Below are 14,323 nucleotides of genomic sequence, written 5' to 3'. Positions count from 1 at the left end.
AGCGCTGTCGCTCACGCGTGTTTCTTCGCCGGTCCCACCAGATATTCCTCATCGGACACCTTCTCCATCCACTCCACATTTTTGCCATCGAGAGCCTCCTGGATGGCGATGTGGGTCATCGATGTCGTGGGCGTGGCGCCATGCCAATGCTTGTGTCCTGGCGGACACCAGATCACGTCCCCGGCGCGAATTTCGACGATCTGCTCACCCTCGCATTGCGTCCAGCCGCAGCCGGATGTGACGAGCAACGTCTGACCAAGCGGGTGCGTATGCCATGCCGAGCGTGCTCCCGGTTCGAACGTGACGCTTGCGCACGAGACGCGCGCGGGCGCGGGCGGCGCGTTCAGCGGATCGATGCGCACGGTGCCGGTGAAATATTCGGCAGACCCCTTGATCGAAGGCTGAGAGCCGGGGCGTTTCAATTCCATGATGCACTCCTTGGTTTGCGTGTGAACGATTGGATCTAGGTTTGATGCTCGTCGAAGACGCGCTGCGCGATTTGCAGCGCAGTGCTCGCCGTCGGCCAACCCGAGTAAAAAGCGAGATGCGTGATCAACTCGATCAGTTCGTCTTTGCCGATGCCGTTCTCGATCGCCTTCTTCAGGTGAAACGGCAGTTCGTTGGTGCGATAGAGCGCGACCAGGCTTGCGACCGTGATGAGACTGCGATCGCGCGGCGACAATCCCGGCCGCTGCCAGACGTCGCCGAATAAAACCTTGTCTGTGATCTCGGCGAGCGCCGGTGCGATGTGGCCGAAAGCCTTGCGTGCCGTGTTGGGTTCGATGGACATGAGCGGATCTCTCCTGTTTGTTCCAAGTTGCGTGGAGCTAATCTAATGCCTGCGGCGTCCTGCGATAAGATGGTACATTTCGCATGGACTTATGAAAGGAATTCATGAATGTCGCGCGAAAACGTCAGCGATTTGCCCGTCTTTCTCGCCGTCGCGCGAGAGCACAGTTTCACCAAGGCCGCCGCGAAGCTCGGCGTTTCCCAGTCGGCACTGAGCCACACCATTCGCGGACTCGAAGCGAGGTTGGGCCTTCGACTGCTCAATCGCACCACGCGCAGCGTCGCTCCGACCGAGGTGGGCGAGCGGCTGCTACGCAGCGTGGCTCCGCACTTCATGGAGATCGAGACCGAATTGGCAGCGCTGACCGAACTGCGGGAAAAGCCGTCCGGCACGATTCGCATAACGACCGGCGAGCATGCAGCCGACACCATCCTCTGGCCGGCGCTGGCGAAGTTCCTGCCGAAGTATCCCGACATCAAGGTCGAAATCGCCGTCGAGCACGCCCTGACGGACATCGTGACGCAGCGCTATGACGCGGGTGTGCGTCTCGGCGAGCAGGTCGCCAAAGACATGATTGCTGCGCGTATCGGGCCGGAAGTGCGCATGGCCGCCGTAGCGACTCCGGCGTACTTCGCCAAGCGATCGCCACCGAAGACGCCGCGCGATCTGACCCAGCACAACTGCATCAACATTCGCTTGCCGACCTATGGTGGGCTTTATGCCTGGGAGTTCGAGAAAGGCAATCGCGAGCTCAAGGTGAGAGTCGAGGGCCAGCTGACCTTCAACAGCGTCACTCAGGTTGTCAACGCGGCATTGGCCGGGGTCGGCATCGCCTACGTGCCCGAGGACATCGTGCAACTGCATGTCGCCCGACGAAAGCTCAAGCGCGTGCTCGAGGACTGGTGCCCGCCGTTTCCGGGCTACTACCTCTATTACCCGAGCCGCCGTCAGTCTTCGCCGGCATTTGCATTGCTGGTGGATGCGTTGCGGTATCGAGGCTAATGGCGAAGTGGGGTGCACTCGTTGCGGCGCTTGAGTTCAGCGAAGAACGAGGGCTTGTCGATCATGGTTTGGCAACCGCAGCCGGCTCCGGCAGTCCCACCTTCGAGCACAAGGCGGCAAACCGGGGATCACCGTGGTACGGCTTGATCGATCAGCAGGCTCCACGTCCCTCCATCGCGCTCGGCACGGCACGATCGAGCCGAAGGCGATCAACTGCAGCAAGCTTGCCCGAAGAAAGTCACGGGAGCGGCTGCAGTAGGCCCGATGCGATGTGCAGGATTGATGCGATAGTTCCACCTGATTTCCTGTCTTGATCGCAAAAATTGGCGAAGCTCCCAAACGGATGAGCACTATGAAGCTATGGGCCATTGCCCTGTGTTTGCTGGCTGTATGCGGAAGCGTGTCTGCGGAGACGATGGTTTGGCAGCCTGCCGCAGGACACACGCAAATACCGATATGGCCCGGAACGCCGCCTGACGCTCAGCCCATGCCGGGGCCGGAAGACGTCACGACAGGCAGCAAGTCGCTGATCGCCGGCAAACCCGTGGTTGTCGTAAAAAACGTGTCGCAGCCCACGCTGACGGTCTATGCCGCGAACGGGAAGAACACAGGGGCAGCGGTCGTCGTGATTCCGGGTGGCGGATTCCAGATTCTGGCCATGGACCTCGAAGGCACCGAGGTCTGCGACTGGCTGACATCCCGGGGCATCACTTGCGTGTTGCTGAAGTATCGCGTCCCGAGTAAACCCTATGACTGGAAATGCAATTGCCGTCCACACAATCTCTCGACCTCGGTTCCGTCATTGGAGGACACTCAGAGAACGGTGAGGCTGGTTCGCCTGCATGCTGCGGAATGGCACATCGACCCACACAAGATTGGCGTGCTCGGGTTTTCAGCGGGCGGGTATCTGGTGGCGGAGGCCAGTACAAACTTCAAGCGCCGCTTGTATGCCCCGGTGGACTCGGCCGACAAGGAAAGCAGCCGTCCGGATTTTGCCGTAGCGATTTATCCGGGGCATCTCTCCCCCATGGATCATGATGCGATGAATCCCAATGTTCCGGTCTCTGCTGAGACACCACCCACGTTTTTACTGCAGGCAGAAGACGACGACGTGGACGGTGTGAACCAATCGCTGGTTTACTACACCGCGCTGAAGAACGCCGATGTACCGGCGGAGATGCACCTGTACGCGCACGGCGGGCATGCGTTCGGGCTGAGGCCAACGTCGAATCCAATCACCCGCTGGCCGGCCCTGGTCGAACAATGGATGAGCACCATTGGCTTGATTCCCGCTGTAGACCGATAGGACAGGCCATCGGAAAATCGATCGGTGAGAAAGGCTGCATAGCCTGTCTGTAAAAGCGTCGAGGCTGCCGAACTCACTTGGAGTCGCTGCTCCGATGTCTGGCTCAAGCAGTTACTGGGGCGCCTTGTTGGGCAACAATCTCCTGCCCGCAGAGTGAAAGTTACTTGTACGCAATGGCGGCACTCGTCGGACCAGCCAGATTGATAAATTCGAAACGCTTGAACCCGGCTTCGCCGCACCATTCGCGAAAATCTGCACCGGTGTAGTCAAAGGCATCGCCGAACTCGATCAGCATGTTGAGCGACATCAGCAGGCCAAACGCATTTTCCCGCCGGGCGTCGTCAATCAGATTTTCTACCGCGATGAAAGCCCCGCCGTCGGGAAGCGCCGCGTAGGCTTTGCGAATGAGCACCTTCTTCTTTTCGAGATTCCAGTCGTGCAGGATGTTGCCCATCGTGACGACGTCCGCTTTGGGAAATTCTTGTTTGAAGAAGTCTCCTGCGACCGTCTTGATTCGTTCGTCCATGCCTGCCGCCTTGATCTGTTTCTGTGCAAGAGGCGCCACGGGTGGAAGATCAAAGCTGTCGAACGTCAGGTGTTGATGCCGTGCACCGACGATTCGGGAGAGCAGCGCCAGTGCGCCTCCGATATCGCAGACTGTTTTGTATTTGGAAAAGTCGAACTTCTCTGCCAGCAGGGCGAAGTTCGCCGCCTGGAAACCGGTCATGGCGTCGAGGAATTGAGCCAGCCTGCCTGAGTCCGAGTAGAGCTCCTCGAACATTGATTTCCCGCCTTGCTTGACTTCGTTCTGGGGCTGTCCGGTTTTGAGCGCCGTCCCCAGGTTGTTCCAGAAGCCAAACAGACGTGCATTCAGCATTTCAGGCAGCCCTCCGATGTAAGTCGGGCTTTTTTTATTCAGGAATGCGGCGGTCTCGGACGTGTTCTTGTATTTCCCTTCGGGGCCATCCCCGTCGCGCTCCAGAAACCTCAATGCCACCAGCGCATCAAAGAAGTCATAAGTCCCTCGCGGATGCAGCCCGAGCGCCTTGCCAAGCTGCGGCGCAGACATTGTTCCATCCCCGAGCATAGTGAACAAATCCACCTCCACCGCTGTTAGCAATACCTTGGACGCCCAAAAGGCCGTCGCGGTTTGCATGATGTGGCCTGGGTCGAGCTGTTCTTTCATCGCTGACTCTCCCTGGGAAATTATTTGATGCGATCGCACTCGCGCGGGCTGGAGCATGCTTAGTGTGCCGCAATTCTGCAAGGATCATCGGCTCGCGTTTGATTCGCTGCTTTGCTGCCGACTCCGGTCGCCGTGCTTGCACAGTGCTTTCACGGCAGGCGATAGCAAGCTGACTTGGCCGATAACTGCTTGATTCAAATCACTGATATCTCGGCGCACTTCACCGCGACACAGTCAGGCATGTTTGCAGTCGACGCCTAGCGTCCGCAATCCCAAGCGGCCAGTGGCACTAAAGGAAAAAAAGGAATAAACCTGACCCGCTCATGTGCCTTGATTTTTCTGTTCCTGCGGCGCACTCTCGCTGCCAGCAAAAGACCCACTTTCGGAGAGTAGAGATGGTTAACAAGAATTTGTTAGCGCTCGTGCTTTTGTCTTCAGGTGTGTTCTTGCCGTGGTCGGTCAGCGCGCAGAACGAGCCAACTGGGGCGGGAACTGGCGGAGTGGAGTCCAGCGATGCGGTACAGCACGATGTTTCTCCACCTTTGGGCGATATGGCCGCCGCACCCGGTGCGCGGGTTGATAGTGGGCATAGTAAGCGCGATAAGCCTCTGCACTTGATACCGCGGGGACTCACTGCGCATCAGAAAGACCCGGTTGTGCAGACGTCTACGTCCAGCTTTGTAGCAACCACCTCAGGTTTGAATTTCGCCGGCGTGGGCAACGGCGCCTACGGCTTCGTTCCCAACTCCGCGCCACCCGACACCAACGGCGCGGTGGGCGCAACCCAGTACGTCCAGTGGGTCAACGAATCCTTCGCCGTGTTCGACAAGACAACCGGCGCGCTGGTGCACGGCCCGATAGCAGGCAACACGCTGTGGAGTGGCTTCGGCGGCGGGTGCGAAACCAACAACGATGGCGACCCGATCGTCCAGTACGACAAGGCGGCGAACCGCTGGGTGATGACGCAGTTCTCGGTAACGACCACGCCCTACCTCCAGTGCGTCGCAGTGTCGACCACCTCGGATGCGATGGGGCCCTATAACCGCTACGCCTTCTCGCAGCCCAACTTCAACGATTATCCGAAGCTGGGCGTGTGGCCCGACGGCTATTACGTCAGCTTCAACATGTTCAGCGGCAACAACTTCGCCGGTGGCCGCGCGTGCGCATTCGACCGCACGGCGATGCTGGCCGGCAACCCCGCCACGCAGATCTGCTTCCAGCTCAGCAGCTCCTTCGGCGGCCTGTTGCCGTCCGATCTCGACGGCTCCACGCCTCCGCCGGCGGGCTCGCCCAACTATTACGTGGCCTTCGGAAACGATAGCGCGTCGCTCGACATCTGGAAATTCCACGCCGACTTCGCGACGCCGTCCAACTCAACTTTCGTTCACAGCAATATCCCGGCGCCGGCGTTCGCGGCGGCCTGCGGTGGTGGCGGGACCTGCATCCCTCAGTCCGGCACCCGTCAGCAGCTCGATTCGCTGGCAGATCGTTTGATGCACCGTCTTGCCTATCGCAACTTCGGCGACCACGAATCGTTGGTCGTCAATCATTCGGTGACGGCCGGCTCCAGCGTCGGCGTGCGCTGGTACGAGATCCGCAACCCCGGCGGATCGCCGGCTGTCTTCCAGGCGGGCACCTATGCGCCGGATGCGAATTACCGCTGGATGGGCAGCATCGCGATGGACAAGGTGGGAAACATCGCGTTGGGCTACAGCGTCTCCAGCTCGTCGATGCATCCCGCAATCCGCTACACCGGGCGCGCCCCTGGCGATGCACTGGGAACGCTGCAGGCGGAGAACATCATCGTGAACGGAGCCGGCTCGCAGACCACTGGCCTCACCCGCTGGGGTGATTACAGTGCGATGACAATCGACCCCACGGACGATTGCACGTTTTTCTATACCAACGAATATTTGAATGCCAATGGCACATTCAACTGGAGCACGCAGATCGCGTCCTTCAAGTTCCCCTCCTGCACCGGTTCACCGCCGGTTCTGACCACCATCACCGTCTCACCAGCCAGCGCCTCGGTGCAGACCGGTGGGACGAAGCAGTTCTCCGCGACAGGCTACGATCAGTTCGGTCAGCCGGTGAGCCCGCAGCCTACGTTCACCTGGTCGGTGAGCGGTGGGGGCAGCATCAGCGCATCGGGACTGTTCACCGCCGGCTCGACCGCGGGCGGACCTTTCACCGTGACCGCGGCGAGCGGCAGCGTGAGTGGCACCGCCAGTGTAACGGTGACGGCATCCCCGGTCCTGACCACCATCACAGTCACTCCAGCTAGCGCCTCGGTGCAGACTGGTGGGACGAAGCAGTTCTCCGCGACGGGCTACGATCAGTTCAGCCAGCCGGTAAGCCCGCAGCCCACGTTCATCTGGTCGGTGAGCGGTGGGGGAAGCATTAGCGCATCGGGGCTGTTCACCGCCGGCTCGACCGCGGGCGGACCTTTCACGGTGACTGCGACGAGCGGCAGCGTGAGTGGCACCGCCAACGTCACTGTGACCAGCGTGCCGCCGGACTTCTCGCTCTCGGCGGGCCCCAGTTCGCAGTCGGTCAAGCGCGGCAACACCGCCACCTATACCGTGACGATCACGCCGGCCAACGGCTTCAACGGGTCGGTTACGTTGAGCCTCACGGGCCAGCCGTCGGGATCCACCGTCACGTTCACTCCCAACCCGGCCACCTCCACTTCGACGCTCACGGTGAAGACGCTGTCGACGACATCGAGGAGGACCTACACGCTCACCATCAAGGGCGTCAGCGGCAGCTTGAGCCACACAACCACGACAAGTCTTACCGTGACCAAGTAGGGACAACTCTATTCACGCGAGGTCGCCGTCCGCGGTGACCTCGCGCCGAATCGCCGCCCCCTGCGACCAGCTGGCGTCAGAAAAGTTTTCCCTGATCCTTTTTACCCAAATCCACTTTTGCCTTTTTGAACGTGTGGCCGCCTTGGGCGAGGTCGGGATAACGTGCGCGTTCGCTGCCGTCGAGCAGACCGGCAATGGTGAGAATCTGGATGCGCGGAAATTCCGCATTGATCGCGGGTGAAGTGTAGAACCCTTCCTTGATCGCCTCGGTCGTCATCGGTTTGCTCGGCTCGGCCAACGTGACGAACAGGCCGATCTCGGCTTTCTCGCGCGCGACCACGTGCGCGAGGTCGCGCACCATCGCGACGTTGACGTTGTCGCCGCCTTTCACCGACACCACGATTTTCTTTGCCGCGCCCTTGTCGTCCTGGAAAAAAATCAGGCCGTCGATGCCGCCGTCGGCGCCTTTCTTCTTGCCCTGATACGGTTGCGCGTTGACCAGCGAACACGCCCACCACTGAAACTGGTACTTGTCGCGCTCGGCGAGATTGCGCGCGCCGTCGAGGTCTTCCGGCGTGCCGATCACCTCGAAGGTTTGCAGATAATCCGGCGCGGCGTCGGCGACTTTGCGCTCATCGTCACTCACCGTTTCCGACGACTTGCGATTGAGATAGGGAAACGCGTCCTTGAGCCGCTTCTCGATCAGCGATACCGCCAGATGCGTGATGTCGATACCGATCCAGCGCCGGCCAAGTTTCTGCGCAGCATGCACCGCAGTGCCGCAACCGCAGAAGGGATCGAGCACGACGTCGCCTTCGTTGGAGCTGGCTAGGATGATGCGTTCAAGCAGCGCGAGTGGTTTCTGGGTTGGGTAGCCGAGCAACTCGCCGGAACCAGAATTCGGAATGTCGATGTCCGTCCATGTGTCTTGAAGTGGGTGACCTTTAGTTAAATCGACTGGGCGCAAAACGCGAGGCATTCCGGTATTGGAAAAAACGATTTTGCCTTCTGACTCTAACCGTCTTGCTTCATCTTGAGTAAACCTCCAATTTTGAATGTGCCCGTTCCACTCGTATCTTGGGCCGCGATCGCCTGGAGCCCGGCAATTATCTTTCCGATACAACAGGCCATCTGTGTGCTGGTAGAGATCGTGCGTCTTCGGCGCGTTCTCATCCCTTTCCGAGAAAATTCGGTTGAAGGTTCGTTCGTCACTTTTGGTGTAGTACAGAAGAATGTCGTGATTCGCTCCGAACTTCGATAGTTTGAGATCGTTGTGTCCGCGCGTACGTCGCCACGCGATCTCATTGCGAAATTTCTCTTTGCCGAAAACTCCATCTAGAACAATCTTCAAATAATGACTCGCGGTCGGATCGCAGTGTAAATATATACTTCCGCTCGGCTTTAGCACGCGATGCAGTTCGAGCAGGCGGTTCGCCATCATCACGAGATACGCCATCATGTCGTTTTCGCCGAGAAAGCTGCGCAGCGCGGGCATCAGTTCGGCGACGTCGGTGTTCGGCTGGCGCAGGATTTCGTTGAACTCGCGTTCGGCCTGTTCGCCCCAATGCCAGGAATCCTCGAACGCGGTGATCTGCGCGTCGGATTCGTGACCCTTGGGCGTCTTGAACAACAGGTTGTAGTCGCGCTTGGAGTTGAACGGCGGATCGAGATAGATCAGATCGACCGACGCGTCGGCGATGTGTTCGCGCAGGATATCGAGGTTGTCGCCGAAGTAGAGCCGGTTGGTCATCGTCACCCCTCAAACCAATTCCCGCATAGCTTACCGTTTCCAACGACGAATGCAGGACATCGTGAGTGACGTGATTATGTCAACGACGTGCCGAACCCGCGGTAAGTGGTGGCTAGGGACGGACTGCGAACGCCGGGAGCGTGCGCGAACGGCGTAGCCGGCACGAAGTGCGAGCCCCCAGAATGGGGCGAGTCATGGAACCGCCGACACGGGATTTTCAGCCTAGCTTGGAAGGTTCGAGAAAATTAAACTAAATCAGCCACATGCAGCGTTTGCCGAACTTGTGCTGTCATTTCACTGATATCTCAGCGCAGTTCATTTTGTCACTTTGGCCCAACATGCCCGTCACTAAACTTCGCCGAGTGGTACTCGTCTTGCTCGGTGTGATTCTGGCCGCCGTTGCCGTCGTGGGCGGACTTCTTCTTGCCTTCTTGTTCAAGTTTCATCACGCTGCACCCAGCGCTAATTACCCAGTACCGAAATCGGCACTCGAGGCGCAGCGCCAGGACCTCGATTACTTCGCAAGGGTGATGGCACTCGACCGCGCTTTTTCGGCTGCTGCGCGCGCGGAAGCCGAATCGCGCGTCGCGGCTCTCAGAGCGTTGCCAGAGGCGTTGCCGTCACCCAAATTGCAGGTGGCGCTGATGCAGGCGATGGCTTTGGCCGATAATGGCCATTCCCGTATGGATGGCACGGCCGATCAGGGCACGCTAATCGTGCCGCTGCGAGTGACGCGCTTCGAGGAAGGTTTTTACGTAGTGCGGGCGGCTGCTCCCTATCGCGACATGCTGGGTGGGCGGGTCGACAGCATCGACGGGCAGTCTTTCGAGCAGATCTTGCCTCAGCTCGAAACGCTGCGCGGTGGCGTAGAAGGCTTCCGGCGCGAAAACGCAGCCGTGTTCATCGTGGTGCAGGACCTTCTTTACGGACTTGGCGTCGCCACCGATCCCAAGGCGTCGACGTGGACCGTGACGTTGCCCGACGGGCGCGTGGTGACGCACCGGCTAGAGGCCTATCCGCTGCGCAAAGGCGATCACCTGCCTTCTGATGAACGCTGGTTGTCGTCTGAGCCGGCCAAAGGGTTTGAGAAAGATTGGATCGCTTATCGCCCTCGATCCGGAGAGACGCCGGAGACGTGGCGGGATTTCGACAATCACTTTCGCCTGTCTCCGGTCGCAGACAGTTGCGCTCAGGTAGTGCGGCTGCAAAGTATCGGGGACGCGGACGGCCAGGCAATCGCGCCTTTTCTCGCGGCGACCGAGGGGGCTTTCCGCGCTTATCCACCGTGTGCCGTCATCCTCGATCTGCGCGGCGACGGTGGCGGCGACTACACCAACACTTGGCATTTCGCACATTCGCTGCCCGGCTTGTTGGCATCGGGTGGCCACATCTTCATCCTTACCGATCCGCTGACTTTTTCCGCCGCGATTACCACAACCGCGTTCGTCAAGGACGGCGGTGGCAATCGGGTCACCATCATCGGCGAGCCGGTCGGCGATCGATTGTCCTTTTTCTCCGAGGGCAGCCAGGCATGTCTGCCGAACCTGAAGGTCTGCGCGTATTACCAGACTGGCAAGCACGACTACGGGCACGCCTGCAATGACTGGCATGAATGCTTTTGGCTCAACTGGTTTTATCCCGTCCGAGTTACGAGCCTTCAGCCGGACATCACTGTGCCGCGCAGGTTCGAAGACTGGAACGCTGGCCACGATGCGGCTTATCTAATGGCGCAGGACCTGGCAGGGAGGCTTCATACGGCCGATTCACGTCGCCATTGAAATTGCACCGAATCAAGATAACGAACTCCCTGGCGCGCGCAACGTGGGACGGGTTGCAAGGACTGATGGAATTCGGCGCTTGGTCAAGCTACGAAGTGGTTCTTCTATATGCTCACCTCGCGACTGAACACTTGCATGACGCGGCGTCGAACCGACGGCACGATTACGACACGCTTGTCCAACTTGCTGTCGACACACAGTCGCTACGTGTTTGATTTGGAATGGTGGCCAGGGACGGAATCGAACCGCCGACACGGGGATTTTCAGTCCCCTGCTCTACCAACTGAGCTACCTGGCCGCATGCGTTGCAGACGTGCGGTGCGCAGATGGCGCAGCCGCGGGAGGGCGCGTATTACATCGGCTTGACCGGGATGAGTCAAGCACAAATCGCGTCGCCAGCGGCTGCGTGGATCGTTTGCGCTGCGACGACCGCGATGGGTCGCTGAATCAAATCGGCATCAATGCTCCGGCGCTACGTAACCGGCTGGCGCCTCGGAACCTGCGCCGAACAAATATTTCTCCATCTCGTCCTGGAGAAACTTGCGCGCTTTCGGATCGAGTGGCGACAGACGGTTCTCGTTGATCAGCATGGTCTGGTGCGCGAGCCACTGCGTCCAGGCTTCTTTCGAGACGTGCTCGAAAATGCGTTTGCCGAGTTCGCCGGGATAGGGCGCATAGGCCATCCCCTCGGCTTCGCGTTGCAGTTTGGCGCAGAAAACGGTGCGTGACATGGAGTGTTCTCGCTCAGGAAAGTGTCGCAATGAGTTTACGCACCGGCGCCGGCAGACCCAGTGCCGCAGCTTCGGCGGGATACAGCCAGCGCTGGTCGGCAGCGTCTGCGACGTGCGCGCCGGGTTGGATCTCGAAAGCGAGCGGGGTGACGTCGAGGCGGTAATGGCTGAAGCCGTGAGTGAACGCGGGCAGCGCACGGAATGCGATGGCGCCGGCGGCGATGTTGTGCGTGTTCGCGATGCCGAATCTGGCGGCCTGCTCGTCGCTCGCTTCCGGCAGGCTCCACAGGCCGGCCCAGACGCCGGTCGGCGCGCGCCGTTCAAGCAACACGCGGCCACAAGCGTCGCGCAACACGAGCATCACGGTTTGCCGCGTCGGCAGCGCGCGCGCGGGTTTGCGGACGGGCAGGGTCGCGGTCGAGCCATCGCGATGCGCGACGCAACCGTCGCTGACCGGGCAATCGTTGCAGCGTGGTTTTGCGCGCGTGCACACGCCGGCGCCGAGATCCATGATCGCCTGCGTGTAGTCGGCGACGCGTGCGGATGGCGTGTGCGACTCGGCGAAGGCCCACAATTGTGTTTGCGTCTTCGTCTCGCCCGGCCAACGGTCGAGACCATGCCAGCGCGCGAGCACGCGCTTGACGTTGCCGTCGAGAATCGGAAAACGCAGGTCCCAGGCTTGGGCAAGAATCGCGCCCGCGGTCGAGCGGCCGATGCCGGGCAGGGCGAGCAGGGCCTCGAAATCGCGCGGCAGCTCGCCGTTGTGGCGTTCGACGCAGAGCTGCGCCGCACGATGCAGATTGCGCGCGCGGCTGTAGTAGCCCAGACCCGACCAGAGTGCGAACACGTCGTCCTGCGATGCCGCCGCGAGTTCGCGTATAGTTTGCAACTTTTCCACAAAGCGCAAAAAGTATGGCGTGACCGTCGCGACCTGGGTCTGCTGCAGCATGATTTCCGACAGCCACACGCGGTAGGGCGTGCGCGAATGCTGCCAAGGCAGCTCGTGGCGGCCGTGCACGTCGAACCAGCGCAGCAGGCGATTGGCAAAATCTTTGCTCATCGATAGAAGCAGATATCGCCGCGAAGGATGCAAAAGGCGCAGAAAAAAGCACTTTTACGTTTGCCATTTTCGCGTCTTTTGCGTCCTTTGCGGCCGATTGCTTTGGTCTTCATTCGGCAGAGTCCATGCTTGCCGGCAGCAACGCATCGACAAACCGGGCCGGCTCGAATTTGCGCAAGTCCTCGGCGGTTTCGCCCAGACCGACGAAGCGGATCGGTAGACCGAATTCCTTGGCAAGCGCGAACACCACGCCGCCCTTGGCGCTGCCGTCGAGCTTGGTCACGACGAGGCCGGTGACGCCGATCGCGGCGCTGAACTGGCGCACCTGGTTGACCGCATTCTGGCCAGTGGTGCCATCGATGACGAGCATCACCTCGTGCGGCGCTTCGGGGTCGATCTTGGCGAGCACGCGGCGGATCTTCGACAGCTCGTCCATCAGCCCGGTTTGTGTATGCAGGCGTCCGGCGGTGTCGGCGATCAGCACATCGATGTTCTTCGAGCGCGCCGATTGCAGCGCATCGAAAATCACGCTGGCCGAATCCGCACCCGAGCCCTGGGAGATGACGTCGACATCGTTGCGCTCGCCCCAGGCGCGCAGCTGCTCGACCGCCGCGGCGCGAAACGTATCGCCGGCAGCCAGCACGACGCTGCGTGCCTGGGTCTGCAATCGGCGCGCAAGCTTGCCGATCGTGGTGGTCTTGCCGACGCCGTTGACGCCGACCATGAGAATCACATATGGCCGTTTGGATGCATCGACCATCAGCGGCTGCGCGACGGGATCGAGCAGGGCGATCAGATCGCCACGCAGCGCGCCGAGCAGGGCGTCGGCATCGGCGAATTCACGCTTGTTCATGCGCTTGCGCAGGGACTCAACCAAAGCCGTGCTCGCGGCCACACCCACATCCGCACCGATCAGCACGGTTTCGAGTTCGTCGAGCAGATCATCGTCGAGCTTCGGCTTGCGCGCGAACAGAGTGCGGATATCGCGATTGAAAACGCTGCCGGCGAGGCGCTCGCGCCAGGCGCGTTTGGCTGGAGCGTCGGGGCTCGGGACTCGGGGCTCGGGACTCGGCAGAGCGGCATTCGGGGTCGCGCGGTTTGCTGATTCCTGCGGACCCGCGGAATCTTGAGGGCTGAGGGCTGAGGGCTGAGGGCTGTGAGGCGAGTCGGCTTGCGGTTCGTGCGCCTCCGAGTCCCGAGTCCCGAGTCCCGAGTCCCGAGTATCCTTCTTTTTCCAGAACTTGAGCATTGGGTCTTTGTTTGAACGACAATAGCGCCATGCTAACACCCGCGCCGAGGTAGGATTTTGTGCCGTTGACGCGCAGTTCAAGCAAGCTGGGTGCCGGCAAGCTGCGCATCGTCGGCGGCAGCCTGCGCGGCTCGAAGCTGACGATCGGCGACGCGGCGGGCCTGCGGCCGACGCCGGATCGCGTGCGCGAGACGCTGTTCAACTGGCTGGCGCCGACGATAGCGGGTGCGCGCTGCCTCGATCTTTTCGCCGGCACCGGCGCACTCGGTATCGAGGCCCTGTCGCGCGGCGCGGCGCGAGTCGATTTCGTCGAGCGCGACGCGCGCCTCGCGCAGCAGTTGCGCGACAATCTTGTCCGGCTCAAGCAGGCCGACGCGAGCGTGCGCAACGCCGATGCGGTGAGCCTACTCGCCGAGCCGCCGCAACTGGCCTACGATCTGGTTTTTCTCGATCCGCCGTTCGACGCGGACCTGTGGGACGCCGCCGCCCAACGGCTTGAAGCCCACGGCTGGCTGAGCGCCAACGCGCTGGTGTACATCGAATCGCCCGCGAGCGTGACCCCATCGCCGCCCGCGTCATGGCAGCTGCATCGCGAAAACCGCGCCGGCGCCGTGCGCTATGCGCTGTATCGCCGATCCGCTAAGCTTGGCAGCAGTTGAAC

The 14,323-nt window shown here is 60.8% G+C and carries 12 protein-coding genes and 1 tRNA gene; 5 read left to right on the top strand and 8 right to left on the bottom strand.

Annotated features, from left to right (window positions below; all coding sequences use genetic code 11):
• Positions 1 to 11: 11 nt before the first annotated feature.
• Together VIE67_RS02865 and VIE67_RS02860 are read right to left on the bottom strand one after the other, a co-directional pair.
• Positions 12 to 428: a (R)-mandelonitrile lyase gene (locus VIE67_RS02865; protein ID WP_332023066.1), complete on the bottom strand. Its 417-nt coding sequence runs from the start codon at positions 426 to 428 to the stop codon at positions 12 to 14.
• A 35-nt stretch (positions 429 to 463) separates the two neighbouring features.
• Positions 464 to 790: a carboxymuconolactone decarboxylase family protein gene (locus tag VIE67_RS02860; protein WP_332023064.1), complete on the bottom strand. Its 327-nt coding sequence runs from the start codon at positions 788 to 790 to the stop codon at positions 464 to 466.
• Between the two features lie 108 nt (positions 791 to 898).
• Here VIE67_RS02860 and VIE67_RS02855 point away from each other — a divergent pair, with 108 nt between their 5' ends.
• Together VIE67_RS02855 and VIE67_RS02850 are read left to right on the top strand one after the other, a co-directional pair.
• Complete coding sequence (locus VIE67_RS02855) at positions 899 to 1,792, top strand: LysR family transcriptional regulator (RefSeq protein WP_332023062.1); 894 nt, start codon at positions 899 to 901, stop codon at positions 1,790 to 1,792.
• 352 nt (positions 1,793 to 2,144) lie between these two features.
• Positions 2,145 to 3,098 carry an alpha/beta hydrolase gene (locus tag VIE67_RS02850; RefSeq protein ID WP_332023094.1) on the top strand — a complete coding sequence of 318 codons (954 nt, stop codon included), beginning with the start codon at positions 2,145 to 2,147 and terminating at the stop codon, positions 3,096 to 3,098.
• A 160-nt stretch (positions 3,099 to 3,258) separates the two neighbouring features.
• Here VIE67_RS02850 and VIE67_RS02845 read toward each other — a convergent pair whose 3' ends face one another.
• Positions 3,259 to 4,284, bottom strand: a complete 1,026-nt coding sequence (locus VIE67_RS02845; protein WP_332023060.1) for a methyltransferase — start codon at positions 4,282 to 4,284, stop codon at positions 3,259 to 3,261.
• Positions 4,285 to 4,679: 395 nt separating this feature from the next.
• Here VIE67_RS02845 and VIE67_RS02840 point away from each other — a divergent pair, with 395 nt between their 5' ends.
• The gene (locus VIE67_RS02840) at positions 4,680 to 7,094 is read left to right on the top strand and encodes a hypothetical protein (protein ID WP_332023058.1); all 2,415 of its coding nucleotides are present in this window, start codon (positions 4,680 to 4,682) and stop codon (positions 7,092 to 7,094) included.
• A 76-nt stretch (positions 7,095 to 7,170) separates the two neighbouring features.
• Here VIE67_RS02840 and VIE67_RS02835 read toward each other — a convergent pair whose 3' ends face one another.
• Positions 7,171 to 8,844 (bottom strand): DNA methyltransferase, encoded by a 1,674-nt coding sequence (locus tag VIE67_RS02835; RefSeq protein ID WP_332023056.1) that lies wholly within the window; start codon positions 8,842 to 8,844, stop codon positions 7,171 to 7,173.
• Between the two features lie 263 nt (positions 8,845 to 9,107).
• Here VIE67_RS02835 and VIE67_RS02830 point away from each other — a divergent pair, with 263 nt between their 5' ends.
• Positions 9,108 to 10,622: a S41 family peptidase gene (locus tag VIE67_RS02830; protein ID WP_332023054.1), complete on the top strand. Its 1,515-nt coding sequence runs from the start codon at positions 9,108 to 9,110 to the stop codon at positions 10,620 to 10,622.
• 222 nt (positions 10,623 to 10,844) lie between these two features.
• Here the strand turns inward: VIE67_RS02830 and VIE67_RS02825 are convergent.
• From VIE67_RS02825 to ftsY, 4 genes are all read right to left on the bottom strand, one after another.
• Positions 10,845 to 10,920, bottom strand: a tRNA-Phe gene (locus VIE67_RS02825).
• Between the two features lie 160 nt (positions 10,921 to 11,080).
• Positions 11,081 to 11,353, bottom strand: a complete 273-nt coding sequence (locus VIE67_RS02820) for an oxidative damage protection protein (RefSeq protein ID WP_332023052.1) — start codon at positions 11,351 to 11,353, stop codon at positions 11,081 to 11,083.
• Between the two features lie 13 nt (positions 11,354 to 11,366).
• Positions 11,367 to 12,413 (bottom strand): A/G-specific adenine glycosylase, encoded by a 1,047-nt coding sequence (mutY, locus tag VIE67_RS02815; protein ID WP_332023050.1) that lies wholly within the window; start codon positions 12,411 to 12,413, stop codon positions 11,367 to 11,369.
• Between the two features lie 109 nt (positions 12,414 to 12,522).
• Entirely contained in the window at positions 12,523 to 13,662 is a 1,140-nt protein-coding gene (gene ftsY / locus VIE67_RS02810) for a signal recognition particle-docking protein FtsY (RefSeq protein ID WP_332023048.1), read from the bottom strand.
• Positions 13,663 to 13,727: 65 nt separating this feature from the next.
• Between ftsY and rsmD the strand changes: the two genes are divergently transcribed.
• On the top strand, positions 13,728 to 14,321 hold the full coding sequence (rsmD, locus tag VIE67_RS02805) for a 16S rRNA (guanine(966)-N(2))-methyltransferase RsmD (RefSeq protein ID WP_332023046.1): 594 nt from the start codon (positions 13,728 to 13,730) through the stop codon (positions 14,319 to 14,321).
• Positions 14,322 to 14,323: the final 2 nt, after the last annotated feature.

It is taken from the genome of Rudaea sp., from assembly GCF_036560865.1.
GTDB lineage: Bacteria > Pseudomonadota > Gammaproteobacteria > Xanthomonadales > Rhodanobacteraceae > Rudaea.
The sequence above is the reverse complement of the archived record's forward strand: the minus strand, read 5'-3'. Positions and strand labels throughout refer to the sequence as shown.

Excerpts from the sequence above, each read along its gene's own strand:
- VIE67_RS02865 (WP_332023066.1), bottom strand. The coding sequence starts at position 428 with ATGGAATTGAAACGCCCCGGCTCTCAGCCTTCGATCAAGGGGTCTGCC.
- VIE67_RS02845 (WP_332023060.1), bottom strand. The coding sequence starts at position 4,284 with ATGAAAGAACAGCTCGACCCAGGCCACATCATGCAAACCGCGACGGCC.
- mutY (WP_332023050.1), bottom strand. The coding sequence starts at position 12,413 with ATGAGCAAAGATTTTGCCAATCGCCTGCTGCGCTGGTTCGACGTGCAC.
- VIE67_RS02840 (WP_332023058.1), top strand. The coding sequence starts at position 4,680 with ATGGTTAACAAGAATTTGTTAGCGCTCGTGCTTTTGTCTTCAGGTGTG.
- VIE67_RS02860 (WP_332023064.1), bottom strand. The coding sequence starts at position 790 with ATGTCCATCGAACCCAACACGGCACGCAAGGCTTTCGGCCACATCGCA.
- ftsY (WP_332023048.1), bottom strand. The coding sequence starts at position 13,662 with ATGCTCAAGTTCTGGAAAAAGAAGGATACTCGGGACTCGGGACTCGGG.
- VIE67_RS02830 (WP_332023054.1), top strand. The coding sequence starts at position 9,108 with ATGCAGCGTTTGCCGAACTTGTGCTGTCATTTCACTGATATCTCAGCG.
- VIE67_RS02820 (WP_332023052.1), bottom strand. The coding sequence starts at position 11,353 with ATGTCACGCACCGTTTTCTGCGCCAAACTGCAACGCGAAGCCGAGGGG.
- VIE67_RS02850 (WP_332023094.1), top strand. The coding sequence starts at position 2,145 with ATGAAGCTATGGGCCATTGCCCTGTGTTTGCTGGCTGTATGCGGAAGC.
- VIE67_RS02855 (WP_332023062.1), top strand. The coding sequence starts at position 899 with ATGTCGCGCGAAAACGTCAGCGATTTGCCCGTCTTTCTCGCCGTCGCG.
- VIE67_RS02835 (WP_332023056.1), bottom strand. The coding sequence starts at position 8,844 with ATGACCAACCGGCTCTACTTCGGCGACAACCTCGATATCCTGCGCGAA.